19 protein-coding genes are annotated in these 23,357 nt (G+C 65.0%); 10 read left to right on the plus strand and 9 right to left on the minus strand.

Annotated elements, in window-relative coordinates; genetic code table 11:
* The first annotated feature begins 43 nt into the window (after window positions 1–43).
* Both Mrose_RS00455 and queA read left to right on the plus strand, forming a co-directional pair.
* Window positions 44–604 carry a LabA-like NYN domain-containing protein gene (locus Mrose_RS00455; RefSeq protein WP_119275466.1) on the plus strand — a complete coding sequence of 187 codons (561 nt, stop codon included), beginning with the start codon at window positions 44–46 and terminating at the stop codon, window positions 602–604.
* Between the two features lie 55 nt (window positions 605–659).
* Window positions 660–1,679, plus strand: a complete 1,020-nt coding sequence (queA, locus tag Mrose_RS00460) for a tRNA preQ1(34) S-adenosylmethionine ribosyltransferase-isomerase QueA (RefSeq protein ID WP_119275467.1) — start codon at window positions 660–662, stop codon at window positions 1,677–1,679.
* Between the two features lie 18 nt (window positions 1,680–1,697).
* Here queA and Mrose_RS00465 read toward each other — a convergent pair whose 3' ends face one another.
* The 5 genes from Mrose_RS00465 to glgP all read right to left on the minus strand — a co-directional run bounded on the left by Mrose_RS00465 (window position 1,698) and on the right by glgP (window position 8,864).
* The gene (locus Mrose_RS00465; RefSeq protein WP_420808326.1) at window positions 1,698–2,159 is read right to left on the minus strand and encodes a DUF4258 domain-containing protein; all 462 of its coding nucleotides are present in this window, start codon (window positions 2,157–2,159) and stop codon (window positions 1,698–1,700) included.
* Window positions 2,159–2,776, minus strand: coding sequence for a ComF family protein (locus Mrose_RS00470; RefSeq protein ID WP_182482612.1), 618 nt, complete (start codon window positions 2,774–2,776; stop codon window positions 2,159–2,161). The genes Mrose_RS00465 and Mrose_RS00470 overlap by 1 nt, the downstream gene beginning before the upstream one ends.
* 185 nt (window positions 2,777–2,961) lie before the next feature.
* Window positions 2,962–3,984, minus strand: coding sequence for an S-methyl-5-thioribose-1-phosphate isomerase (mtnA, locus tag Mrose_RS00475; RefSeq protein ID WP_119275468.1), 1,023 nt, complete (start codon window positions 3,982–3,984; stop codon window positions 2,962–2,964).
* A gap of 41 nt (window positions 3,985–4,025) precedes the next feature.
* Entirely contained in the window at window positions 4,026–4,979 is a 954-nt protein-coding gene (locus Mrose_RS19740; protein WP_119275469.1) for a M23 family metallopeptidase, read from the minus strand.
* A 1,365-nt stretch (window positions 4,980–6,344) separates the two neighbouring features.
* Entirely contained in the window at window positions 6,345–8,864 is a 2,520-nt protein-coding gene (gene glgP, locus Mrose_RS00485; protein WP_119275470.1) for an alpha-glucan family phosphorylase, read from the minus strand.
* Window positions 8,865–9,127: 263 nt separating this feature from the next.
* On the opposite strand from glgP, the gene Mrose_RS00490 reads away from it, so the two are divergent.
* Entirely contained in the window at window positions 9,128–9,820 is a 693-nt protein-coding gene (locus tag Mrose_RS00490) for a YkgJ family cysteine cluster protein (RefSeq protein ID WP_119275471.1), read from the plus strand.
* A gap of 5 nt (window positions 9,821–9,825) precedes the next feature.
* A complete protein-coding gene (locus Mrose_RS00495) occupies window positions 9,826–10,377 on the plus strand; it encodes a YdcF family protein (protein ID WP_119275472.1) in 552 nt (183 codons plus the stop codon).
* On the opposite strand, the gene Mrose_RS00500 is transcribed toward Mrose_RS00495, so the two are convergent.
* The 3 genes from Mrose_RS00500 to Mrose_RS00510 all read right to left on the minus strand — a co-directional run bounded on the left by Mrose_RS00500 (window position 10,346) and on the right by Mrose_RS00510 (window position 12,395).
* On the minus strand, window positions 10,346–10,795 hold the full coding sequence (locus Mrose_RS00500; protein WP_119275473.1) for a DivIVA domain-containing protein: 450 nt from the start codon (window positions 10,793–10,795) through the stop codon (window positions 10,346–10,348). The two genes, Mrose_RS00495 and Mrose_RS00500, sit on opposite strands and share 32 nt — an antisense overlap.
* Window positions 10,796–10,928: 133 nt before the next feature.
* Complete coding sequence (locus Mrose_RS00505) at window positions 10,929–11,573, minus strand: YggS family pyridoxal phosphate-dependent enzyme (protein WP_119275474.1); 645 nt, start codon at window positions 11,571–11,573, stop codon at window positions 10,929–10,931.
* A 3-nt stretch (window positions 11,574–11,576) separates the two neighbouring features.
* Complete coding sequence (locus Mrose_RS00510; RefSeq protein ID WP_119275475.1) at window positions 11,577–12,395, minus strand: purine-nucleoside phosphorylase; 819 nt, start codon at window positions 12,393–12,395, stop codon at window positions 11,577–11,579.
* A gap of 230 nt (window positions 12,396–12,625) precedes the next feature.
* On the opposite strand from Mrose_RS00510, the gene Mrose_RS00515 reads away from it, so the two are divergent.
* The 6 genes from Mrose_RS00515 to hflX all read left to right on the plus strand — a co-directional run bounded on the left by Mrose_RS00515 (window position 12,626) and on the right by hflX (window position 22,883).
* Window positions 12,626–15,100 (plus strand): BamA/OMP85 family outer membrane protein, encoded by a 2,475-nt coding sequence (locus Mrose_RS00515; RefSeq protein ID WP_119275476.1) that lies wholly within the window; start codon window positions 12,626–12,628, stop codon window positions 15,098–15,100.
* Between the two features lie 164 nt (window positions 15,101–15,264).
* Window positions 15,265–15,702: a hypothetical protein gene (locus tag Mrose_RS00520; RefSeq protein WP_245969370.1), complete on the plus strand. Its 438-nt coding sequence runs from the start codon at window positions 15,265–15,267 to the stop codon at window positions 15,700–15,702.
* An 11-nt stretch (window positions 15,703–15,713) separates the two neighbouring features.
* Entirely contained in the window at window positions 15,714–18,788 is a 3,075-nt protein-coding gene (locus tag Mrose_RS00525; RefSeq protein WP_119275478.1) for an AAA family ATPase, read from the plus strand.
* Window positions 18,789–18,883: 95 nt separating this feature from the next.
* Window positions 18,884–20,662 (plus strand): DNA primase, encoded by a 1,779-nt coding sequence (gene dnaG / locus Mrose_RS00530; protein WP_119275479.1) that lies wholly within the window; start codon window positions 18,884–18,886, stop codon window positions 20,660–20,662.
* 55 nt (window positions 20,663–20,717) lie between these two features.
* Window positions 20,718–21,125: a YbjN domain-containing protein gene (locus Mrose_RS00535; RefSeq protein WP_119275480.1), complete on the plus strand. Its 408-nt coding sequence runs from the start codon at window positions 20,718–20,720 to the stop codon at window positions 21,123–21,125.
* An 87-nt stretch (window positions 21,126–21,212) separates the two neighbouring features.
* Window positions 21,213–22,883, plus strand: a complete 1,671-nt coding sequence (hflX, locus tag Mrose_RS00540; protein WP_119275481.1) for a GTPase HflX — start codon at window positions 21,213–21,215, stop codon at window positions 22,881–22,883.
* A 67-nt stretch (window positions 22,884–22,950) separates the two neighbouring features.
* On the opposite strand, the gene Mrose_RS00545 is transcribed toward hflX, so the two are convergent.
* The gene (locus Mrose_RS00545) at window positions 22,951–23,217 is read right to left on the minus strand and encodes an acylphosphatase (RefSeq protein ID WP_119275482.1); all 267 of its coding nucleotides are present in this window, start codon (window positions 23,215–23,217) and stop codon (window positions 22,951–22,953) included.
* Window positions 23,218–23,357 lie beyond the last annotated feature (140 nt).

Here is a 23,357-nt window from a genome sequence, read left to right on the forward strand (position 1 = left end):
ATAATGGCTAGGGGAGCGCCCTACCTTTTAGAGGAGACAAAACATGAACAATTTTCCGGGCTGGAGCCCTGCTCAGCGTGTGGGCCTGTTTGTAGATACTCAAAACCTCTACCACTCGGCGCGCGATTACTACGACAAGAACGTCAACTTCGAGAGCCTCTTGAAGTACGCCACTGCACAGCGGCAACTGGTGCGGGCTACGGCCTACGTAGTCGAGCGCGAGGGCGACACCTCGGCGTGGCCCTTCATCTACAAGCTCTCCACCATCGGCTACCGGGTGCGCCGCATGAACCTGCACGTCAAGGAGACCACCGATGAGGGCAAGCCCATCTACGAGGGCAACTGGGACATGGGCATCGCCGCCGACATGGTGCGTCTGATGCACACCCTCGACGTGGTGGTGCTGGGCTCGGGCGACGGCGACTTCGTCGACATCGTGGAAGTCCTGATGGAGCGCGGCATCCGCGTGGAGGTCATCGCCTTCAAGGAAACCACCTCCCAGCGGCTCATCGACGCCGTGGACCGCTTCGTGCACCTGGCGGATATCCCCGACCCCTTCATGCCCAACCGGGAGCGGGCCAGCGCCCTGCCACCCCAGCCCTGAGCCGATAGGGCAGCCAAGGGTGAGGTCCCGCCTCGCCCCAAGCTCTGCCGTGAACATGAACCGACTGGACGACTACGACTACCACCTCCCTCCCGAGCTCATCGCTCAGGCGGGCGTCGAGCCCCGCGATGCCTCGCGCCTGATGGTGCTGCACCGCGACGACGGGGGGCTCGAGCACCGCGTCTTCCGTGACGTGGTGGAGTATCTGCGCGAGGGGGACGTGCTGGTGCTCAACCAGAGCAAGGTCATCCCGGCCCGGCTCTTCGCCACCAACCCCCACGGCACGCCCATCGAGGTGCTGCTGGTGCGGGAGCTATCCCTCCTTGCCGAGGGGCGGGGAAGCGTCTGGGAGGCCATGCTCAAGCCCGCCAAGCGGGCCAAGGGCGGGCTGCGCTTCGCCGACGGCCTGGAGGCCGAGGTCATCGCCGTCGAGGAGGACGGAACCCGCGTGCTGCGCTTCTCTGACAACGTGTGGGAGCACCTGGAGGCCCTGGGCCAAACCCCGCTGCCGCCCTACATCCACGCCTCCGTAGATCCCCGGCGCTACCAGACCGTCTACGCCCGCACGCCGGGCTCGGTGGCGGCCCCCACGGCGGGGTTGCACTTCACGCCGGAGCTGCTCGAGCGCATCCGCGCCATGGGCGTCGAGACCCGCTACGTCACACTGCACGTGGGCCCCGGCACCTTCAAGCCGGTCAAGGACGACCCCGAGCGCCACACCATGCACGCCGAGCCCTACGAGGTGCCGCTCGAGACCGCCGAGGCCGTGGGCCGCGCCAAGGCCGAGGGCCGCCGGGTGGTCGCGGTGGGGACGACGGTGGTCCGCACGCTCGAGTCGGCCTGGCAAGAGGGGAAGCTTCGCGCAGGCCAGGGAGAGACCCAGCTTTTCATCCGCCCCGGCTTCACCTTCAACGTCGTGGACGCTCTCATCACCAACTTTCACCTGCCCAGGTCCACCCTGCTGATGCTGGTCTCGGCCTTCGCGGGCCACGAACTGACCATGCGGGCCTACCGCACTGCCGTCGAGCAGCGCTACCGCTTCTATAGCCTGGGCGACGCGATGTTGATCTTGTAGGGGTGTAGCGGTATCCGGCTAGCGGGGGATCTGGTCCTCGGTGAGGAAGCGGGGCCTGACCCAGCGTACCTTTTCCACCTCGCCATCAAAGCACACCAGCGCAGCCACGCGGGCCCTGGAGTACACCCGGTGTGGCTCGCGGGGGATGAAGGCGGTCACGATGTCCACCCAGCGAGGCTGGGCGTACTCGAGCACCACGTGCAAGGGCAGCCGCAGCCTCGGGGGGAAGGCCATGTAACCCAGCACCAGCATGCGCTGGTCTTCGGGGTAGACGGCCAGCTCACGGCCCCACTGGGTCGCCTGGATCACGTCCAGCTCGGTAAAACCCTCCTGGACCATGTGCTTGGCTACGTGAGGACCGATTCTGTAGCGGCCTTCCTTGAGGTGGGTGAGCAACTCCTCGAGCCTGCGAATCTTCGCACCTTTCACAGCCCGCCTCCTGTCAAGCCGCAGACGCAAGAGCGCCAGGGTTGCGGGCATTATAGCGATATATCCCTCAGAACATTGGGATTTCGCACGCTAATACACGCGCCGTAGACCTTCTGGGCACCGGCTTCGAGCAGCGCAGCACGAGCGCGGCGGTAGGTGCTGCCGCTGGTGATCACGTCGTCCACCAGCAGCCAGCGGCCCTGGAGGGGGCCTCGAGGTCGGAAGGTGTCCTCGGGCAGCTCTGCCCGTTCGCTGAGGCGACGCCGGGTCTGGGAGGGGGTGTAGCGCTGGCGGGTCAGGGTTTCTTGGTAGGGCAGCTCGAGGGCCCTTGCCAGCGCCCGACCCAGCAACTCGGCCTGGTTGTAGCCTCGCACCAGCTTGCGATAGGGAAGGGTAGGCACGGCGGTGACCCCGTGCAGGCTCCACCAGCTCTGCTGCACCCCCACGGTCAGAGGCGGAATAAGGGCCTCGAGCAGGTCCCGCTTGCCCCCGTACTTCAGCGCCCGTACCACCCGCCCCCAGCGCTGGTAGTGGCCAAGGTAAACCAGGTTAGAGCCGTGCCGGGGCCTCAACTCCTCGCGACAAGCCCTACAGAGCCCGGCCAGATCGAGCTTTCCCCCGCAGCCAGGGCAGCGCACGCCTAGCAGGGTCTCCAGGAAGGCAGACATTCTGGATTTATTCTGCCACAAATGAGCGGTCAGCTATCAGCGGTCAGCCCTCAGCCGTCAGTTTGTGGCTCGTGTGGGTATCCCCCCGGCCCCCCTTGCTAAGGGGGGAGCAAGGTGTTTTGCGTAGGACGTACGACGTAAGACGTAAGACCCACGCCCAGCGTCTGGCGTTTAGCGTTCGGCTATTAGCTATCAGCTACCGACGCTTGCCGTCCCGCGCCCCTCGCCAGCGCCCGCGGCAGCGACTCGTCGAAGGGCGGGTACAACACGCCTTTCTCGGTCACGATGCCCGTGATGAGGTGGTGTGGGGTCACGTCGAAGGCGGGGTGAGCGGCGGGGAAGCCCTCGGGGGCGATGGGAACCCCCCGTATGGTGGTGACCTCGAGCGCGCTGCGCTCCTCGATGGGGATGTCCTTGCCGCTATTGAGCTTGGGGTCCACCGAGGACAGCGGCAGCGCGGGGTAGAAGGGGATGCCATGGTAGTGGCAGAGCACGGCCAGGGCGTAGGTGCCGATCTTGTTGGCGAAGTCGCCGTTGGTGGCCATGCGGTCGGTGCCCACGATCACCGCGTCCACCTGGCCCTTGCTCATGAGGTGGGCGGCCATGTTGTCGGTGACGAGGGTGGCGGGAACCCCGGCCTTGCACAGTTCGTACGCCGTCAGGCGCGCGCCCTGGAGGTAGGGGCGGGTCTCGTCCACCCAGACGTGACTCACCCGACCCTGGCGGTGAGCCTCCACGATGGCCCCCAGCGCCGTGCCGTAGCCGCCGGTGGCCAGCGGGCCGGTGTTGCAGTGGGTCAGCACCTGGCCTTTCAGAAGCGCTGCGCCGTGCTGACTGATGGCCTGCTCGGTCCGCTCCACCTCCTCCCAGATGGCCCTGGCTTCAGCTAGGCTGGCTTCTGGATTGCCCCAGTGGGGCTTCATGCGCTCGAGGGCGTAGAAGAGGTTGACGGCGGTGGGGCGGCTGTGGCGCAGAACGCGGTCGGCCTCGGCAGGGTCCTCGCCGCTGAGGTGGGCCAGGACCATGCCGTAAGCGGCGGTCACGCCGATGGCCGGGGCGCCCCGCACCACCATGTCGCGGATGCCCGCGGCGGCTTCGGCCGCGGTGCGGCAGGGCACCCACACCTCCTCGAAGGGCAGCTTGCGCTGGTCGAGGAGCCAGAGGGTCTGCTCACCCTGGTCGAAGCGAAAGGGCAATAGGCGTGTCATGGGGTAAGCCTACCAAGCTCGAGGACTGCATGACTATCGAGTCATCGGGCGAAGTGCAGATGATCAGGCGCACTTTCGAAGTTTGCCACATGCTCCCCCCGCACGGGAAAGCCTTCCTCCATTTGTGGGCAATGGCCTCCCTTAACACGGCACCATCGGTTGTAGCGCCCCGGGAGGGAAGCAGCCAGGAAGAAGTTTGGATGGTCCTGGACCTGAAAGTGCAAATGGGGTTCGGTGGAGTGCCCGGAGTTACCGCACTCTCCAACCACCTGTCCCTGTAGCACCCGCTCCCCAGGGCGTACCCTCAGGCTTCCCCGACGCAGGTGAGCGAGGAGGCTGTACTCGTTATCCGCATGGCGTATCACCACGTAATTGCCAAGAATGCTCCAGGCTAAAGGGTCAATTATGCCTGGCCATGGGCAGTCGCGGTGGCGATTTTGGACCGCTACCACGATACCATCTGCCGGTGCCAACACCGCAGCCCCGAAGGCGTGGTAATCCTCGACTCGTCGCCCGTCATGGCGATAGCTCTTCCCGCCGTCATCAGCAATGGTGAAATCATAGGCATAGCGCTGGCCTATGAGATCCCAGGAGTGCGAAGTAGACGCGTCTGGTCCACCATTGGCGACCCACCACACCCCCTTGAAAGGAAGGATGTAGCTAACCTTCTGCTTGTATGTATCTGCGTTAGGTGGGTGGAAGCGGTAGCGGGCTAAGGCTACGAATCCACCAATAAGCTGGAGGAGGCCCGTTGCAAGGATAGGTGGGGAGATGAGGCTCAACGCCAAGCTTATAGCCGCCCTAGGATGCTGTCGCACTCGGCCTAGCCACTGTAGTAGCCATGTCAGGAGGCACAGCAACATGAACCCGGTTGCAAGGGATAGGCCGAGTTTTGTTGCCCACACGCTTTGAAGCCCAGGGACAAGGAATTCAAGTAGGAAGAAGTACAGCAGCGCTAGATAGAAAACCTTTTCCAACCACGGTGACGATTGCATAGCTCTACGTTCGACCCCTGATAGAGCAGGATTCACCCTGACAGCTTCCTGTCGTGACCAACACTCGGTGGTCTGCCAGCCAGCGATACAGCTTCGACCCAAGGCCAGACACTTGAAGTAGAACAGCTATCGGCAGAATCGGCCAAGGTTAAACCACCGGCCAACAACACCCCAGAAAGAGCAATCGCCTTCAACTTGCGCATGTATTAGTCTCCTTCTGACGATAAATTGTAAACACACCTAAAATACGTATTTACGTAAAATCTAATACCACAACCATCATTTGATGTCAAGCCAAGTAGGCTCCGGCTGATGTGTGGGAGGAGTATAGCGGGGTGTAGAAAACTTTTTCCGGGACTCGAGCTGTACGGCGAGCCAGTAGACCGCCTAAACACCCCCATATGCCTAATGGATCTAGGTAAAATGTCCCGCCAGTTCTTTAGATGTCGTGTTGGGGAGGTTTTTTGTGAGAAACCCGTTGTGTGCTTAGCTTAGCTTGAGGCGATGGCTATTATTACCAATAAAGGCACAATTCGATCCTTCGGAATAGCGTAATGATTGCGGCGCTCCTGATGTATCCAACCGGTTGCTTGGAGCTCGCGAAGATGGTGATATAGCTGTCCACTAGTGCCCAAGCCAGGGATTTCCAAGAGTTCTTGAATGGTCTGCGAACCCATGAGCAGGGATTTCAGGATTGCTAGTCGTATAGGGTGGCCTAGTGCCCCAAGCACTGGGGCTTCCTGTGTCCAATCCGCCTTGAGTAACTCAGCAACCGCAGCTTCTTTTTGCCAGGCTACCCGTCCAGCCTTCGGGGTTTCTAAAACACCGGCGTAGACAATCCTCCCCCCACCGTCATCGTCCTGTGTGAGAGCATGTAGAGCCCAGAACTTGTCCGGCGGGAGCGACGTTGCGCCTTGGATCATTCTCTCGAGCTTATGAACGCGGTCAGCTAGTGATTGAACTTGTGATATTAAGTCTGTACAGTTGGGTGTACCCACGTGTCTACGTTACTACGTTTTTCAACATGCTTTGAGGGATAGAGTGGTACCTCTATCGAAGCCTTGGCCTTCGCTCATCAGCGCGGGAGTGCCAACGGAAGCATGGGTGAAGAGCCTGCGCTGGAATGTTCATTATCCGGAGAAAACACCTGCTGCCGTAGCCGGGGTTCGCGGGTGCGTCTTTGCTTGAGTACTGGCCTGGCCGGACCGTTCGCACGGCTTCACCGGGACCGACAAGTGTTTATTAAAACGCGATCATTAGCCCCTCGAGGGCACCTCAGACTCGCAGATAGGCGCCTGTGGGAGGGGCGTCGGAGGGCGGAAGGGTCGGCCGGGGTGACTTTTGATGGGGTCACCCCGGAGACGTCTAGCGGTGAGCGTACTCGGGGTGGGGGACTTCGCCCGCCCAGCGCACGAACTCAATCTCGCTCTGGTTGGGATGTACCGCCACTGCCCGCACGCCGTAGACGTAGGAGCCGGGGCGGGTGGGAGAGTAGGTGCCGCTGTAGATCAGCGCCTCGCGCTCACGGCCCTGGGGTCGGAGGGGCACGACCTCGAGCTCCCCCGTACCCCGGCGCACCACCAGCTCGACGCGCAGGGTGTCCTCGGGCAGCCCTTCGGCGGCGAGGTAAGCCTTGATCGACATGCCCTCGCCGTTGGCCATGGTGTCGCCGGGGTTGTCCACCCACAGCCGCACGTTGCCCCACACCCGCTCGACCTGGCTCTTCCAGGCCGCCAGCTCCTTGAGCTTCTGGGCACCGTTGGCCTCGAGGGCCCTGGCTCGCTCGGCGAGGGGGGTGTAGAACTTCAGGTCGTACTCGTGCACCATGCGGGCGGCTGAGTAGGTGGGGCCGCAGCTTTTGATGCTCTCGCGCACCATGGTCAGCCAGCCGGTAGGGGTGCCCTCGGCGCCCCGTGCGTAAAACAGCGGCAGGATCTCGAACTCGAGGGTGTCGTAGAGGCTTTGCGCGTCGGCGATGTCCTGGGCCTCATCACTGGCATAAGCCCGGTCGTCACCGATGGCCCAGCCGTTGCGGGTGTTGAAGCCCTCGGCCCACCAGCCGTCGAGGATGGAGAAGTTGAGTGCGCCGTTGAGCGCGGCCTTCATGCCCGAGGTGCCCGAGGCCTCCATGGGGCGGCGGGGGGTGTTGAGCCACACGTCCACACCCTGCACCAGGGTGCGGGCCATGCCCATGTCGTAATTCTCCAGCAGGATCATGCGGTCCTCGAGGCCCAGCTCCTTGATCTTGGCCACGAGTTCCTTGATGAAGGCCTTGCCGGGGTCGTCCTTGGGGTGAGCCTTGCCAGCGAAGACGAACTGGAGGGGGTAGGGGCCGTTCATGATCTTGAGCAGGCGCTCGGGGTCCTTGAACAGCAGCACCGCCCGCTTGTAGGTGGCGAAGCGGCGAGCAAAGCCGATGGTGAGGGCGTTGGGGTCGAGCACCTTCTCGGTGGCCCGCAGCCGGGCCGGAATCTCGCCGTTGCGGCGGCGGGTTTCGTAGAGCCGCTGGCGCACGTCGCTTACCAGGCGGGCCCGCAGCTTGTTGCGGATGCGCCACAATTCGGCCTCACCCAGCAGTTCGGCCTTCCACAAGCTCGCCTCCCAGGGCCGTTCGCGCCACTCTTTGGGGAAGACCCGGTCGTAGAGCTCGGCCAGTTCGGGGTGGAGGAAGGTCCAGGTGTGGACCCCGTTGGTGATGTGGGAGATGGGCACCTCCTCGACCTCTAGCCCCTTCCAGATATCGTGGAACATCTCGCGCGAGACCGCGCCGTGCAGCTTGGAAACCCCACCGGCGGCCCTCGAGGTCGCCAGCGCCAGGTGCGACATCGAAAACACCGGGCCGTATTCCTTCTGCTCCAGGCCCAGCGCCAGGAACTGCTCGCGGCTGATGGAAAGGCGGCTCCACCAGCCGTCGAGGTAACGGTCGATGAGCTCGAGGGGGAAGGTGTCGTGCCCCGCAGGTACGGGGGTGTGGGTGGTGAAGAGGGAAGAGGCGGCGACGAGCTCGAACGCCTCGCGGAAGGGCATCCCGGCTGCGATGCGCTCGCGTATGCGCTCGAGGCCCTGGAAGGCGGCGTGCCCCTCGTTCATGTGGAACACCGTGGGGGCCAGGCCCAGCGCCCGCAGCACCCGCACCCCGCCGATGCCAAGGATCAGCTCCTGCTGGATGCGGGCTTCCTGGCCGGGATCGTAGAGGCGGGCGGTGATCCGGCGGTCCTCGGGGGAGTTTTCAGGGATGTTGGTGCTCATGAGGTAGACCGGAACCGTGCCCACCTGGGCCTTGTAGGCCGTGACCTGCACGGTGCGACCGGGGAACTCCACCCCCACCCGCAGGGGCCTGCCTTCACCGTCATGTACGGGAACCAGCGGAAGCTCGGTGGCGCTGTACTCGTCGTAGGCTTCGGTCTGCTGTCCCTCGGCGGTGAGCACCTGGCGGAAGTAGCCCTGATGATAGAAGATGCCCACCCCCACCAGGCTCAACCCCAGGTCGCTGGCCGACTTGATGTGGTCGCCGGCCAGGATGCCCAGACCACCCGAGTAGATCGACAGCGACTCGTGAAAGCCGTACTCCATGGAGAAATAGGCCACCTGGTGCTGGTTTTCGGGGCGGCTGGAGAGGTATTTCTGGAAGGCCGAGACCACCGCCTCCACCTCACCCCTGAACGAGGCATCCTGGGCGAGGCTCTCCAGGCGCTCGGGCTGGACCTCGAGCAGCACCTTGACCGGGTTACCGCGGAAGCGCTTCCAAAGCAAAGGATCGAGGCGCTCGAATACCTGCTGTGCCGACGGGTTCCAGCTCCACCAGAAGTTGTAAGCCACCTCGCGCAGCCCCTTGATGGGCTCGGGCAGGGTTGGCATAGCAGTGATGCGACCCAGTACGTTCATGACTGTGGGATTGTACCACCTCCGCTCGTGATCGATGCCGTTAAACGTCGAAAAACGGGGATATTGCTGTTGGGGACGCATAATTGGCCATCGTATGCCGAACGCCAGGGGTCCTACAGTTCTACGTCAAATGCAAAACGCTGGATGCCTGAGCCCTTTTAACGAGGGGGCAAGGAGGGACAGCCACGACGCGCCCGACTGGCGACTTCGGAAAAAGTCTAGGAACGCTACGCCGGGGGCGGCGGGCCTTAAACTTTGGGAAGATGCGAACCCTCGAGCAGCTCGTAGCCCAGGCTCACCGCACCCAGGACGCGCGGACCCGGCGTTACCTCGAGCATGCAGGCTTGCGGGTGAGCTGCCGGGCGGGCTGCGCCTTCTGTTGCCACGCCCTGGTGACGGTGGGCCTGGCCGAGGCCCAGTACCTGCGCAAGCGGCTCGAGCCCGGCGGGCTCGAGCGCCTCGAGACCGAGGGGGTGGCCCGGCTGCGACGCATCCGGCGGGAAAAGCACAGCGCGGATTTTCCGGGGCGTTACTTCGCCGAGGCCAACCCCTGCCTGCTGCTGACCCCTGAGGCCACTTGCTCGGCCTACTCCGCCCGCCCACTGGCCTGTCGGGGTGTCCTGACCGACCTTGAAGCTCACTACTGCGCTCCGGGCGCCGTTCCGGAGCTGAAGGGAGAGGAACTGGCCCACTACCGGCGACAGCTCGGGGCCCACCACGGACCCGAGCACTACCTCAAGCGGCCCTGGCAAAGCTCAGAGCGCCTGGCTCACAGCCTTTGGGAGCAGGAGCAAGCCTTGCGGGGCTTCACGGTAGTGGGGGAGTTGGCTTCGATGCTCTACCTCCTTGGGCAAGAAGGGTTCCAAGCTGCCCTCGCCCAGGGAAAAAGGGCCGTCCGGGATTACCTCAAAGGCCTGGGCGTGCTGGGCGGGAAGTGGGGGTTTTGGGTAGACTGAAGTTCGTGCGCTGGCTGGCCTTGTTGCTCGGGCTGCTCCTGCTTTTGACCCCTGGAATCTGGGTCAGGGGTGCGGGGGGAGGCGCGCCGCACTACATCGTGGTGCTGGGGGCTGCGCAGTACAACGGCAAGCCTTCTCCCATCTTCAGGAATCGGCTCGAGGCCGCCCTGGAGCTGTTCCGGCAGGGGATCGCCCCAGCCGTCATCGTGACGGGAGGCAAGCGACCCGGAGACCGTTATAGCGAAGGGGGCGTGGGGTGCGACTACCTGCAGGCGCGGGGTGTGCCGCGCGAGGCCCTCACCTGCGAGGAGCAAAGCCGCAGCACCTGGCAGAACCTCAAGAACATCCTGCCCGTGGTCAGGGATCAGGCCATCCTCATCGTGACCGACGACCCCCACCTGCCCCGCGCGATGCTGCTGGCCGAAAGGCTGGGCCTCAAAGCCAGGGGATACCCCGTCAAGGGTAGCTTCTCACCGGCTTATTACCAGCGCGAAATCCTGCTCACGCTGTTGGCACGGCTAGGGTTCACGGACGCTTATAGCGATCCAGCGAGGTAAGGTAGCCCTCGAGCAAAGCGCGGAACTGGTTGATGAAGAGGTCGCGTTCCTGCCGCAGGGATTCGATATCCCCGCGGATGCGTTTCATCTCGGCGACAATCTCCTGCATGGTCTGTTCGCGGGCTGCTTCGGCTTCGCGCTTGATCAGCTCAGCTTCGCGCTCGGCCTGCTGCTTGATGTCGCGGGCGATGCGCTCGGCGGCCACCACCGCCCGCTTGAGGTCGGCCTCGCCTTCGCGGGCCTGGCTCAGCTCGCTCTCGAGGACGCGAATGCGCTCCCGCAAGCTCTCGTTTTCCTCGGTGAGGGCGGTGAGGCGGTCGGCTACTTGGGCCAGGTACTCACGCACCTCAGCTACGGCATAGCCCCGCAGCCCTTGCTTGAACTCCTGATAGCGAACGTCGAGGGGCGTCAGGTCCATAGCGGTCTCTGATTCCAAGGCTAATGGTGCGACCATCGGTTTGGCAATGGATGAGACTGAATGCCCAACGCAGGACACAAAACGCAGTGGGGTCGTGGCTTTGGGCGTTCTGCTTTTCGCAAGCGGCTATCCTTCAATCCGGCTCGAAGATGGCCGTGCCCACCCGTACCAGCGTCGCCCCCTCCTGCACGGCGACCTCGAGGTCGCCCGACATGCCCATGCTGCGCTCGGGGAGGCCGTAGCGGTCGGCCAGGCGGGAGAGTTGGGCGAAGACGGGGCGCACGGTCTGGGGTTCTTCGGTGTAGGGGGCCACGGTCATCAGCCCGCGCAGCTCGAGGCCCTCCAGGGCGCGAAGCTGAGCGATGGCCTCGGGGAGTTCTTCCTCGAGGAAGCCGTGCTTCTGCGGCTCGCGCCCCAGGTTGACCTCGGCCAGGATGGGCAGCACCCTTCCCTTCTCGCGGGCCTTCTGGTCGAGGGTCTGGGCTAGCCGCAGCGAATCGACCGAATGGATGAGAGCGAAGTCGAGCACGAACTTGGCCTTGTTGCGCTGTAGGGGTCCGATGAAGTGCCACTCCACCCCCTCGAGTTCGGCCATCTTGGGCAAAGCCTCCTGCACCCGCGACTCGCCCAGGGGGTAATTGCCGTAGACCAGCACCTGCTGGCGGATCTCCTGAGGGGAATGGCCTTTGGTCACCGCGACCAGCCTGACCGAGGCCGGGTCGCGCCCCGCCCGGCGGGCGGCTTGCTCGATGCGCTGCAATACCTTCGCCAGGCCCATTGCTCACATCGCGGCCAGGATGCCGCGCACGAACTTGCGGAAGGTGGCCCCGCTGCGGGCGGCGACCTCGAGCACCTCCTGTTCGGTGGCGTGGTGGTCGCGGTCGGGGATGGCCATGTCGGTGATGGTGGAAAGCCCCAGCACCCGCGCGCCCAGGTGGCGCAGGGCGATCACCTCGGGCACGGTGCTCATGCCGATGGCGTCGGCCCCGATCTGGCGCAGCAGGCGCAACTCGGCGCGGCTGGCAAACTGCGGTCCCGGCCACCAGGCGTACACCCCCTCGCGCAGGGTGATGTCCTGGGCGCGGGCGACTGCACGGGCTTTGGCGATGAGATCAGGGTCGTAGGCGTCGAAGGTCACCGGGAAGCGTGGCCCTAGGCGCTCGTCGTTGGGACCGCGCAGGGGGGAGAGCCCCGCGTAGTTGATGTAGTCGAGGTGGAGCATCAGGTCGCCCGCGTTCCAGTTGGGGTTGAGCCCCCCTGCCGCCGAGGTGACGAAGAAGGTGCGGGCTCCCAGGAAGAACCCGACCCGCTGGGGGAACACCACTGCGTCGGTCTCGTAGCCTTCGTAGTAGTGCACCCGACCCTTGTAGGCGAGCACCCGCTTGCCCTCGAGGTGCCCCAGGATCAGCTTGCCCTCGTGACCTGGGGCGGTGGAGTGGGGAAAGTGGGGTAGCTCGGCATAGGGCAGCACCGCTACCGGCTCGATTTCGTCGGCCAGGGGGCCCAGCCCTGAGCCCAGGATGATGCCAATCTCGGGGGTGAAGTCGGTGGTGGAGCGGATGTGTTGCACCGTCTCCTGGATCTGGTCGTAGCCTGCCATGAGGCCAAGATTACCATGCTGAAGGCAGGAAGCGGGGGCTCGTAGTGAACCGCCGTCGAGGATCAAGGGCCGAGGGCCAAGGGTATAGGCGTCTTGCGTTTTGCGTTTGGCTTTTGGCGTACGACGTAGGACGTACGACCCGCGTCCCGCGTTCGACATCCCCTCATCGGCCACCGGCAGTTCAATTCCCCTCTCACAAGGGGCTAAGATGGTGCGGGTATCTTTGCGCCATGAAGCAACTGGGGCTTTTTTTTCTTTTGCTGCTGAGCCTGGCCTGGGCTGCTCCCATCGAGGAAGTAGAAGTCCGCGGTGGGGACACGGTTTTGCAAGCCCTGGCCCGCATTGCCCTGCCCTTCGGGGTGGGGGACGAGCCGGGCGACCTCGAGGCTGCCCGCAAGGCCGTGCTGGACACTGGGTATTTCAAAGACGCCAGGGTGCGACTCGAAGGCAACAAGCTGATCGTGGAAGTCGTGCCCAACCCGCCCGTCGAGAGCGTAGCGGTGGAAAGCAAGGTATTCCCCCAGGCTACTTTGGTGCGTTTCCTCGAGACCCAGTTCGCCATCGGCCCAGAAGTCACTTACAACCCCAAGAAAGCCCGTGAGGCTGCCGACGGGCTGGCCCAGGCCTACCGCCAGCAGGGCTTCCCCTTCTTCCCGGTCGTGGGCGTCAAGGCTGAGGAGGGCAGCAAGGGCATCAAGCTCAGCTTCGGCGTCGAGGAGAATCCCGAGCTGAAGAAGGTCGAGCTTGGCGAAGTGAGCTACGTCTCGCGGGAGCGCCTGCAGGCCATCTTCAACAGCGTGCCCCAGGATGGCCGCTTCGACTTCCAGCGCTACATGGACGCCGTCAACCAGGCCAACCAGCTCTACAACGCCGCCGGCTACCGGGGCAGCGGGGTAGACAATGAGCAAACCCAGTTGCAAGAAGGCACGCTCAAGGTGGCCCTGCGCGAGCTGAAGATAGCCGAAATCCGCGCCGGCGACCTCGATGTCAGCAGTCTGGGCCTCAAGGCGGGCGATCCTTTCAACTACGACAAGCTTCTCGACGGGGTCAATGCCCTTTCGCGCCAGCTCGAGCGCAGCATCGAACCCCAGCTCGAGCTCACTCCCACTGGCGTGCGCATCACCCTGCGGCAGGGAGCCGAGCGCTACGGGCCCATCAAAGAGGTGCGCGTCGAGGGCAACACGGCCTTCCCCACCCAGAAGCTGCTCGAGCGCATCCGCCTCAAGCCCGGCGACATCTACAACCCGGCGCTGGCCCAGGAGGACTTTGGCCGTATCCTGGCGCTCTACCGCGAGGCCGGTTACGAGCTGGTGGCCCAGCCGCAGATTCGCTTTCAGGATGGGGTCTACACCCAGATCATCCAGGAAATCCGCATCGAGGGCTACGAGATCAATGCGGGCGAGAACCCTCGCACCCAGCGCGAAACCATCCTGCGCTACCTGCCCCAGCCGGGCAGCCTCTACTCCGTTCCCGCCCTGCGCTCGGGCCTGACGAGCATCGTGCGCAGCGGCATCCTGGCCGAGCCGCCGCAGGTCAGCCTCAAGCAGGGCTCGGCTCCCGAAAAGGTCGTCGTCGTGCTCGGGCTCAAGGAAGCCCGCACGCTGCAATTCCTGCCCTCTTTAGGCTGGAGCAGCCTCGAGGGCTGGTCGGGGAGCCTGCGCCTGGCCGACACCAACCTGTGGGGCCTGCTGCACAACGGCAGCCTGGACCTCTCCTTCGGCCAGAACGACGCCGGGGATCCCCTGTCCTTCAGCCTCTCCTACCAGATTCCCTGGCTCTACGCCGATTTCGCCGACTTCAAGGAGGTCAACACCTCGGTGGGTATCTCCATCTACACGGTACCCAGCCCCAACAACCCCCTGCTCGACGCCAATAACAGCAAGACCTACTGGGAATTCACCGAGCGAAAGACCGGCTTCCGCATTGGCATCAGCCGCCCCCTCTCCAAGGACTTGCAGAATCTACGGCTGGGTCTGGGGCTGCGCTATGAGTACGTGATCCCCAAGCTCGAGACCGGCAACGCCCCCCAGTCCTGCGACGACCCGAACGCTTCGAGTAGCAACTGCACCAACCTCAGCGAGGACGAGGCCCGTGCCCTGCTGGAAAAGCCCTATGGCACCTTCCGCCTCGAGGGCAGTGCCTCTTACAGCCAAATCAACAACCCGCGCTTCCCCACCCAGGGCTACAGCGCCGACCTCCAGAGCGCTTTCGGCATCTCCACGACCCAGGGTGAGTCGGCCAAGACCTTCGTCCCCTTCTCCATCACCGGCAAGACCTACTTCGCCCTCGACGACGTGGGCCGCCAGGTCCTGGCCCTGCGGCTTTCAACCGGCATCGTGCTGGGCAACCCGCCCGAGAGCCAGCGCTTCTACCTGGGCGGGGCGGTGGACGACGTCAGCACCCTGCGCGGCTATGACCCCCGCACCCTGGGCGGCATCTACCTGGTGTCGGGGGGCCTGGAGTACCGCTACGACTTCGGTCTGAGCCCAGGGGGCGGCACCAACATCTACGCCGTGGCCTTCACCGATTTCGGCAGCGCCTGGAACCCTGGTGATGCTTTTGGGCTGAAGCTGGGTTACGGCCTGGGCTTGGTGGTCGAGCTCGACGTGCTGGGTGCTTTGCTCCCTCCCTTCCGGGTCGAATACGGCTTCAGCCCCGACAACCCCGGTGGCAAGTTCTACTTCCGCTTTGGCTCGTGGTTCTAGGCTGAAGGTAAAACGCCAAACGCTGGGCGCAACACACCATGAGTGTTTGGCGTTTTGCGTTCGGTGTTCGGCGTACCCCCGAGGTTAACAAGCCCTCATACATTCCTTAAGAAAGCCTCAACATAGAGTGAGACTTCTCTTAGGAAGTAGGTATCATGAGGTCGATGAGCGTGCTTCCGTCGTCGCGGGGAATGGTCCTCGAGGATAGCGCTGAAGGCTTTTGGGAGCGCTTCTCGGCCTATGCCCAGGAGTGGCCCATCGCCCCCGAGCCCGTCGGGAGTCCGATCCTCGAGCTGCTGACCCCTGCGGGCATCCTCTACACCTTCGACCGGGGGCTCACCCCTACTCCCCGCAGCCCCCTGCGGGTGCTGCTGCACGGCGTGGTGGAGGCCGTCGAGGACACTGAAGCCACCGGCTTCAGCCACCTCGGAGGTGGACGCTACGAGCTGCGCGGCCAGGTAGTGCGCGGGCTAGAGCGGGGGTTCTACCTGTTCGCGGTGGGCCACCCCGAACTGCTCTTCGTGCTGGCCTCGAGCCAACCTCTGCCGCTTGGGCCTTTAGCGGTGCGGCTGGCTCCCCCTTTGATGGCCTTCCGACCTTAGTAACCCTAGCCATGGCCAGCAGCACCTGCCCCCGCTGTGCTCACCCCAATCCGCCGCAGGCGGATTTCTGCGTGCGTTGCGGCACCCCGCTGCATCCGGCTTATACCCAGGAGCGGCGCTGGGTGACGGTGCTGTTCTTCGACCTCTCGCGCTTCACCGAGTACTTGCTGGCTCACCCGCTCGAGGACACCTGGCGCACGGTGGACGGCGCGCTGCAGCAGGCTGCCCAGGAGGTGCGCAACCGGGGCGGCACGGTAGATAAGTTTTTCGGGGATGGGCTTCTGGCGGTATTCGGTGCCCAGCGCAGCCAGGACAACGATGCCGAGGCCGCCCTGGAGGCCGCGCGCAGCATGGTGACCTCCAGTCCCCTGCCCGCACGGGTGGGGGTGGCGAGCGGCTTAGTACTGCGCACCCCTCTGGGTGGGGGCATGGCGGGCGACCAGACCGTGCTGGGTCCTGCAGTCAACCTGGCCCAGCGCCTCTCGGCGGCAGCTCCGCCCGGCGAGGTGTGGTGCGACGAGGTGACCATACGGCTGGTGCCCCGCGCTCAGGTTGAGGCCATGCCGGCCCAGGTGCTCAAGGGCTACGCCGAGCCGCTGGCTCCGCTGAGCTATCTGGGCCTGCGCGCCGAGCCTCCCGAGATCGTGGGGCGGGAGTACGAGCTCGAGCAACTCGCAGCAGCCCTCGAGGCCGTGCAGCAGGGTCAGCCGCGCCGGGTGGTGATTCACGGTCCCATGGGTGTGGGCAAAACTCACCTGGTACAGCACTTCCTGCGGAGCCTACCCGAGGGGGTGCGAGGGCTCATTGCGCCTAGGGTGGGCAGCAGCACCGCGCTGCGGCAGGCCATCCGGCAGGGCCTCGAGCCCTTCGTCAAGGGTAGCCTCGCCCAGTGGGTGCAGAGTATGGACCTCAACGAGCCCAGCGAGGCGGCCCTGGCTTACACTCTGGGCCTCATTGACCAGCCCGACCTCGAGCCCGGCGACCTCGAGCGCTACCTCATCGAGGGCTGGCGGGCCGCGCTGGAGATGCTCTCCCAACAGTCGCCGCTGGTGTTGGTGCTCGAAGACCTGCACTTCACCGAGCCGGCCATCCTCGAGTTCACCCGCCAGGCCCCCGAGGGGCGGGTGTTGCTGGTGATGACCGCCCGCCGCAACCGCTGGTCGCGCGGTCCCGACCTGCAAATCCTCGAGCTCACCCCCCTGAGCCTGCAGGAGTCGCAGCGGCTGGTGCAGCTCTGGCAACCGGGGCTCGAGCCCCGGCGCTCACTCACCCTCGCGGGCCTGAGCGCGGGCTTTCCCCTGGTGCTGCGAGCTTTGGTCACCCATCCCCAGGGCGAGCCTGAGCCCACCCCCTTCTACCAGCCCCGCCTCGACAGCCTGCCCCGCCTGGTGCGGCAAGCCCTCTACGCCGTGGCGGTGCTGGGCGACGGCACTCCCAACGAGTTGGTGCGCTTCGTGCTGGGCGACGACATCGACCTCTCGCGTCTGGAGGCCGAGGGCTTCGTGGAGATGGGCGAGCAGGGGTTGGAGTTCGCAGTGCCCTTCCTGCGTGAGGCGGTGCTGGGTCACGTCAGCGCACAGCAGGCCAAGGACTGGCACCTGCAGGCGGCGCGCTGGTACCAGCAGAAGGGTCGGCTCTTCGAGAGCGCGCGGCACCTCGAGGCCGCTGGCGACAGTCTCTCGGCCTTCCGTTTCTGGCGGCTTGCCGCCCAGCGGGCCTGGGCCGAGATGCAGTACGACCGGGCCTTCGGGGCCTACCGCGAGGCCTTGCGGCTGGCCGAGGGGAACTTGCAGGCCACCACCGCGCTCGAGATGGCCGAACGCCTGCTGAGCCTGGGACGTTTTGCCGAGGCCAGCGAGATGCTCAATCCCCACGCCCCCCTCAACCCCCTGGCCGAAGCTTTGCGAGCTGAAGCCCTCTTCGAGCGCGGAATGGTGGACGAGGCGCTGGCGATCTTCCCGTCCTCGTGCGAGGAGCCTCGGGCCATCCTGACCAGAGCCCTCCTGATGCCCCAGCTGACCCAGGTCATCCCCGCCGAACTCCCCCAGAACCTCCAACCCCTGGCCTGCTTGCGGCAGGGTCAGGCTGCGCTGCGCCAGCAGAACTATGCCGAGGCCATCCCCTGGCTCCAGGCCTATCTGCAGACCCCCGAGCCCGCTCCCTACCGCGAGGCCCTGGGGCGGCTGGAACTGGCCCGGGCCCTGTGGCGTTGCTACCGTCCGGGCGAGGCCCTGCAGGTCTTGCAGGGTTTCACCCCTAACCCCGAACTTCCGGCTGGCCTGCAACTCGAGGGCCTGTGCGAGCTGGCCGCCTTGCAGATGGACAGTGCCCTCTACCGCCAGACCTACACCACCCTCGAGCTCATGGCCCGTCACCTCCAGGGCACCCCTCCCGCTGCCCGAGCCAGGGCCTATGGGGTGCGGCTGCGCTACTTGCTCGAGACTGGCTACGTCGAGGAGGCGGTGCAGTGGGGTGAGTGGGCTTGCAGCGAGAGCGGCGATGGTTGGCTGCTGGCCCACCTGGCCCTGGCCCACGCCCTGGCCCCCGGCGACGAGCACACCCGAGCGCTCGAGCGCCTGGCTCAGGGACTGCGCTACGACGACCACCCCGACACCCACGGCCTGATCCAACTGGCCATGGGAATGCGGGCGTGGCACCTGGGCTTCGACCCGCGCAAAGCCCTCAAGGCGGCCCTGGTCGCGGCCAGGCGGCACCCCAACCCCTGGGTCTATCACCGCAGCCTGCTCACGCTGGGCCTGTACCACAGCGAGCACAACCCCACCCGTGCTCTGCACCTCGCCCGACACCTGATGAACCACACCGGCAAAACAGGCTTCACCGCCCTGCACGAGCTGGCCCGGCTCCTGCGGGTTCAACTGGAGCTGAATCAGGGACGCGAGGTGCTGCACCTGCTGCAATTCCAGCCATCCAACGCTTTTTCCCACGCCTGGCGCACCGCCTTGCTGCGTCGCCTGGGGGAAACCGTGCCCGCCTCGCCCCTGCGTGCGGTGGAGGGGTATGGCATCCTCGGAGCCTGGCTCAGGCACTTCTGGCACGCGGGTTCCGCCCCGCCCCCATCGGCCTGAGCGCTTTGGGCGTATCATAGGGGTCTGACATCGCGGGGGTGGGGTAAGATCGAACCACACCGCCTCCTCGCCTGGATCCATCCGGGGTCGCCATTATGGACTTTGACAGCGCCCAAGCGGTCGAGCAGATTCGCTCCCGGCTCCCCATCGCCGAGCTGGTGGGCCGTTACGTGGCGCTCAAGCCAGCGGGCAAGGGGCGGTACAAGGGGCTGTGCCCCTTCCATCAGGAAAAGACCCCCTCCTTCCAGGTAGACGAGGCCAAGGGCCTGTTCTACTGCTTCGGCTGTAAGGCCGGGGGCGACCTCTTCGCCTTCTTGCAGAAGATCGAGGGCCTCGAGTTCCGTGAGGCGCTCCTTCGCCTCGCCCGCGAGACTGGCGTCGAGTTGCCTGAGTTCAGGTCCCAGGGCAAGAAGCGCGAGCTGTACGAGGTGCTGAGCCTGGCCCAGGACTACTTCCGCTCCCACCTCCCCGGCGTTGGACTGGAGTACCTCAAAGGGCGCGGCTTGAGCGAGGAGTCCATAGAGAAATTCGGCCTGGGCTATGCCCCGGCGGGCTGGGACGGCCTGCTGCGCTACCTGCAGAACAAGGGCGTCAGCCCCGAGGAAGCCAGTCAGGCCGGGGTGCTGGCCGAGCGCGACGGGCGTTTCTTCGACCGCTTTCGCAACCGCGTTACTTTCCCCATCCTCGACAGCTTGGGCCGCATCGTGGCCTTTACCGCCCGCGCCCTGGCCCCCGAGGACACCCCCAAATACCTCAACTCCCCCGAGACCAGCCTCTTCAAGAAGAGCCTGCTGCTCTACGGCTACCCCCAGGCCCGCCAGGCCATCCGGGAGAAGGCCCGCGCGATCGTGGTGGAGGGGCTCTTCGACGCCATCGCGCTGCACCAGTTGGGCTTCGCAGAGACGGTGGCGGTGCTGGGCAGCAGTCTCTCGAGCGAACAGGCCCACCTGCTCAAGCGTCTGGAGGTGCGCGAACTCTACCTCTCCTTCGACGCCGACGAGGCCGGGCGCAAGGCCACGCTGCAGAGCCTCGAGCTGGAGATCGTCAAGAGCTTTCTGGTTTACTCCGTGGGCCTGGAAGGCGGCAAAGACCCCGGCGACCTGCTGCTTCTTGAAGACGGAGCCCAGCGCTATGCCTTGGCCTTGCAAAACGCCCTCAGCGAGGTGGAGTTCCGCTTCCAGATCGCCGCGCGGGGGGTCAACCTGCAAACCCCCCAGGGCAAGCAGCAGGTGCTCGACGCCCTGTTGCCGCGCCTCGTTTCCCCCGACCCGCTGGACAAGGTGGTGAGTGCGCTCAAGGAGGTGCTGATGAGCCGGCTGCACCTCGAGCCGCGCGTCATCGACGATTACATCCGCAGCCGCGCCGCCCGACCGACCAGCCGCCGCACCCTCACCCCCAACCCGACTACCGCGCTGGGCCTCTCCCGCCCCGACCTCTCGGAAAAACGCTTGTTGCGTGAGCTGGACGTGATTTCGCTGCTGTACTCGGTCCCCGATTCCGAGTTCGTGGGCTGGTGCCAGTACGTCGAGGACCATACCTGGCCCCCCGAGGGCAGCCTGCTGTCCGACTTCATGGCGGTGGTCAAGAACGGCCAGAACAAGGCCAGGGTGATCCGGCACTTCCAGGAGCGTGGCGAGGGCGACCGGCTCTTCGATGCCCTGATGAAGCGTCCCGAGGAAGCTCCGCAGGACCTCGAGCACACCCTGCAAACCAGCATGGCCCGGCTGCGCGAGGTCTACTACGAGATGCGCCTGGACAAGCTCAAGGCCCAACTCAGGGCTGCCTCCGACCTCGAGGAGGTTCGCGCCCTCACCAAGGACATCCAGGAGGTGCTCCAGGCCATCGAGGCTGAACGCCGGGTATACCGCACCTGAAAACCAAAATCAGCAAGCTCCCCTCATGGCCAAGCTTCCACGGTAGGATAGGGCGGTGGAAAGCGAAATCCTCTCCCTCAACGCCGAAACCCTGCGGCTTTTGCTCGAGTTGCCCGGCATCCAGGCCGAGCGGATCGAGGAAGACCTCTTCAGCATCACCTACCCCACTGGCCTCAAAGCCCGCCTGATTACCTACGGTGACGACCCCCTGCGCAGCCTGCAGTTGCGGGCGGGGTTCTCGGGATTCAGCAAGATCGAACTCAAGCACATGAACCAGTGGAACAAGCGCTACCGCTTCTCCAAGGCCTACCTCGACGACGACGGTGACCCCTTGCTCGAGACCGATCTCGAGCTCACCGGCGTGACCCGCGAGACGGTGGTCAAGTTCGTGCAGAACTTCGACGACCAGTCCAACCTGTTCTTCTCCTACCTGCGCATGATCGACGCGGGGATCGTGGAGTGAGCTGTCGTGGCTGGGACGGTAGACCTCTGAACGTGCGGTAGGTCCAGGTGAGACCGGGTCGCGGTGCTATACTCGAGCCACCAGCTAATGGAGCAAATTTTCGGCAGAACCAACGGTCTCAAACCCAGCGAAAAGAAGCGGCTAGCCAACCTTTACCGGCGTCGGGTTCCGGCGGATCGCCTCCTGACGGCAGAACTCGCGGGCACCCTGGCGGGGCTTTCGGGGGAGCTCGAGAAGCCGATCAGCCTGCTCTTCGACCGTAGCGGGCACGTGATCCGGGTGGCAGTGGGGGATGCCAAGGAGGTGCCCATCCCCGAGCGGGCCTACGTCGAGACCCGGCTCTCGGGGTATCGCCTCGTACACACCCACCTGGGCGGTGGGGGCCTTTCGCGCCCCGACCTGTCCACCTTGTTCCTGCACCGTCTCGACGTGATCGCCGCGCTCGAGGTCGAGGGCGGCCAGCCCCGCGTGCTGCACCTTGCCCAGCTCTCCCCGCCCAAAGCCGAGCAGGAGGACTGGCAGATCCTGCCCTCCAGGCCCTACCACGAGTACCTCGAGTGGGACCTCGGGGGGGCGGTGAGCGCGCTGGAGGAAGAGCTCTCGCGCCAGGCGCGGGTGCTCGACCTGCAGGACGGCTCGGGGGAACGCGCGATTTTGGTGGGCGTGGACCGGGGCGAGGGCACCCAGGCCGAGGTCGATCTGGCCGAGTTGGCTGAGCTGGCCCGCACCGCTGGGGCCATTGTGGCCCACAAGGAGCTCGTCTACCGTCCGGTGCTCGATGCGCGCTACGTGGTGGGCCGTGGCAAGATCGAGGACTTGCAGAGCAAGGCCTACCACGAGAATGCCGCCACCCTGATCTTCGGCCTCGAGCTTTCCCCCGCGCAGGCCCGCGAGCTGGAGGCGGCCACCAGCCTCAAGGTGCTCGACCGCACCCAGCTCATCCTCGACATCTTCGCCCAACACGCGCGCACCCCCGAGGCCAAGGTGCAGGTCGAGCTGGCCCAGCTCAAGTACCTCTTGCCCCGCCTGGTGGGTCATGGCAAGGACCTCTCGCGCCTGGGGGGTGGTATCGGCACCCGTGGGCCGGGCGAGACCAAGCTCGAGGTCGACCGCCGCCGCCTGCAAGACCGCATTGCCGAACTCACCCGCAAGCTGCGGGAGATCTCAGGTCGCCGCCAGGAGACCCGGCGTCAGCGCGAGCGGGCCGGGCTGCCCGTCGTTTCGGTGGTGGGTTACACCAATGCGGGCAAGACCACGCTGATGCAAGCCCTGGCCAAGAAGGGCGAGCCGGGCGAGAACAAGCTCTTTGCCACCCTGCGCCCCCTCACCCGCCGGGGCTTCCTGCCCAATTTGGGCGAGGTGCTCTACACCGACACCGTCGGCTTCATCCGCCACATGCCCGACGAGCTGGTCGAAGCCTTCCGCTCGACGCTGGAGGAACTCCGCGACGCCGACGTGCTCGTGCACGTCTTGGACGCCTCGCAGGAGGGAGCTCTCGAGCGCTATGCGGTGGTCGAGCAAATCCTGGCGGAGCTCGAGGTGGAAGTGCCTAGGGTTCTGGTGCTCTCCAAGGCCGACCGGGCCGGTGGGTATGACCTCGAGTTCCTGCGTGAGCGCCTGGGTGGGCTTGTGGTCTCGGCACTGAGCGGGGCCGGTTTGCCCGAACTCAAGCAGGCCATCGCGGAAAAGCTCATCGCCAAGGGTATGCGCCCGGCAGTCTGGGCGCAAACGGGCTACGTGCCGGATTTCATACCCTAACTGAGGTTTTGCCCCTGGAGAGCAGGGTACAGCTCCTACATCTTGCGTTTGGCGTACGACCCCCTACTCAATACGTCAGAAACCCCCTGAGCCCCGTGGCTTCGCTCCACTGCACCTCGACCTGCTCGACTCTGGCGAGGCGAGGGCCTTGGCGCAGGAAGCGCAGGAACTGCTCGAGGTCTTCCTTGGGGCCTTCGGCTACGACTTCCACCCGGCCATCGCGGAGGTTTTCGGCGTAACCGCTCAGGCCGAGTTCCTGGGCTTTGCGCTGGGCGAAGGCTCGGTAGCCTACGCCCTGTACGTTTCCGCTGACCAGGGCCACAATACGGGTCATGAGGTCAGCCTAAGGTCTTGCCTGGGACTTTGACAAATGCGCCTATAACTTCCCTACAATCTGCGTTCACGTAGCACACAGAAGAAATTGGCTATCATGAGCGTTGGGTTCTCCGGCGGGAGCAACGCCAGCCGAACAAA

Origin of the sequence: Calidithermus roseus, assembly GCF_003574095.1 — a bacterium.
In the GTDB taxonomy this organism is placed as follows: Bacteria; Deinococcota; Deinococci; order Deinococcales; family Thermaceae; genus Calidithermus; species Calidithermus roseus.

Coding starts and splice junctions, on each gene's coding strand:
- Mrose_RS00455 (WP_119275466.1), top strand. CDS start 44: ATGAACAATTTTCCGGGCTGGAGCCCTGCTCAGCGTGTGGGCCTGTTT.
- queA (WP_119275467.1), top strand. CDS start 660: ATGAACCGACTGGACGACTACGACTACCACCTCCCTCCCGAGCTCATC.
- Mrose_RS00465 (WP_420808326.1), bottom strand. CDS start 2,159: ATGCCCGCAACCCTGGCGCTCTTGCGTCTGCGGCTTGACAGGAGGCGG.
- Mrose_RS00470 (WP_182482612.1), bottom strand. CDS start 2,776: ATGTCTGCCTTCCTGGAGACCCTGCTAGGCGTGCGCTGCCCTGGCTGC.
- mtnA (WP_119275468.1), bottom strand. CDS start 3,984: ATGACACGCCTATTGCCCTTTCGCTTCGACCAGGGTGAGCAGACCCTC.
- Mrose_RS19740 (WP_119275469.1), bottom strand. CDS start 4,979: ATGCAATCGTCACCGTGGTTGGAAAAGGTTTTCTATCTAGCGCTGCTG.
- glgP (WP_119275470.1), bottom strand. CDS start 8,864: ATGAACGTACTGGGTCGCATCACTGCTATGCCAACCCTGCCCGAGCCC.
- Mrose_RS00490 (WP_119275471.1), top strand. CDS start 9,128: ATGCGAACCCTCGAGCAGCTCGTAGCCCAGGCTCACCGCACCCAGGAC.
- Mrose_RS00500 (WP_119275473.1), bottom strand. CDS start 10,795: ATGGACCTGACGCCCCTCGACGTTCGCTATCAGGAGTTCAAGCAAGGG.
- Mrose_RS00505 (WP_119275474.1), bottom strand. CDS start 11,573: ATGGGCCTGGCGAAGGTATTGCAGCGCATCGAGCAAGCCGCCCGCCGG.
- Mrose_RS00510 (WP_119275475.1), bottom strand. CDS start 12,395: ATGGCAGGCTACGACCAGATCCAGGAGACGGTGCAACACATCCGCTCC.
- Mrose_RS00515 (WP_119275476.1), top strand. CDS start 12,626: ATGAAGCAACTGGGGCTTTTTTTTCTTTTGCTGCTGAGCCTGGCCTGG.
- Mrose_RS00520 (WP_245969370.1), top strand. CDS start 15,265: ATGAGCGTGCTTCCGTCGTCGCGGGGAATGGTCCTCGAGGATAGCGCT.
- Mrose_RS00525 (WP_119275478.1), top strand. CDS start 15,714: ATGGCCAGCAGCACCTGCCCCCGCTGTGCTCACCCCAATCCGCCGCAG.
- dnaG (WP_119275479.1), top strand. CDS start 18,884: ATGGACTTTGACAGCGCCCAAGCGGTCGAGCAGATTCGCTCCCGGCTC.
- hflX (WP_119275481.1), top strand. CDS start 21,213: ATGGAGCAAATTTTCGGCAGAACCAACGGTCTCAAACCCAGCGAAAAG.
- Mrose_RS00545 (WP_119275482.1), bottom strand. CDS start 23,217: ATGACCCGTATTGTGGCCCTGGTCAGCGGAAACGTACAGGGCGTAGGC.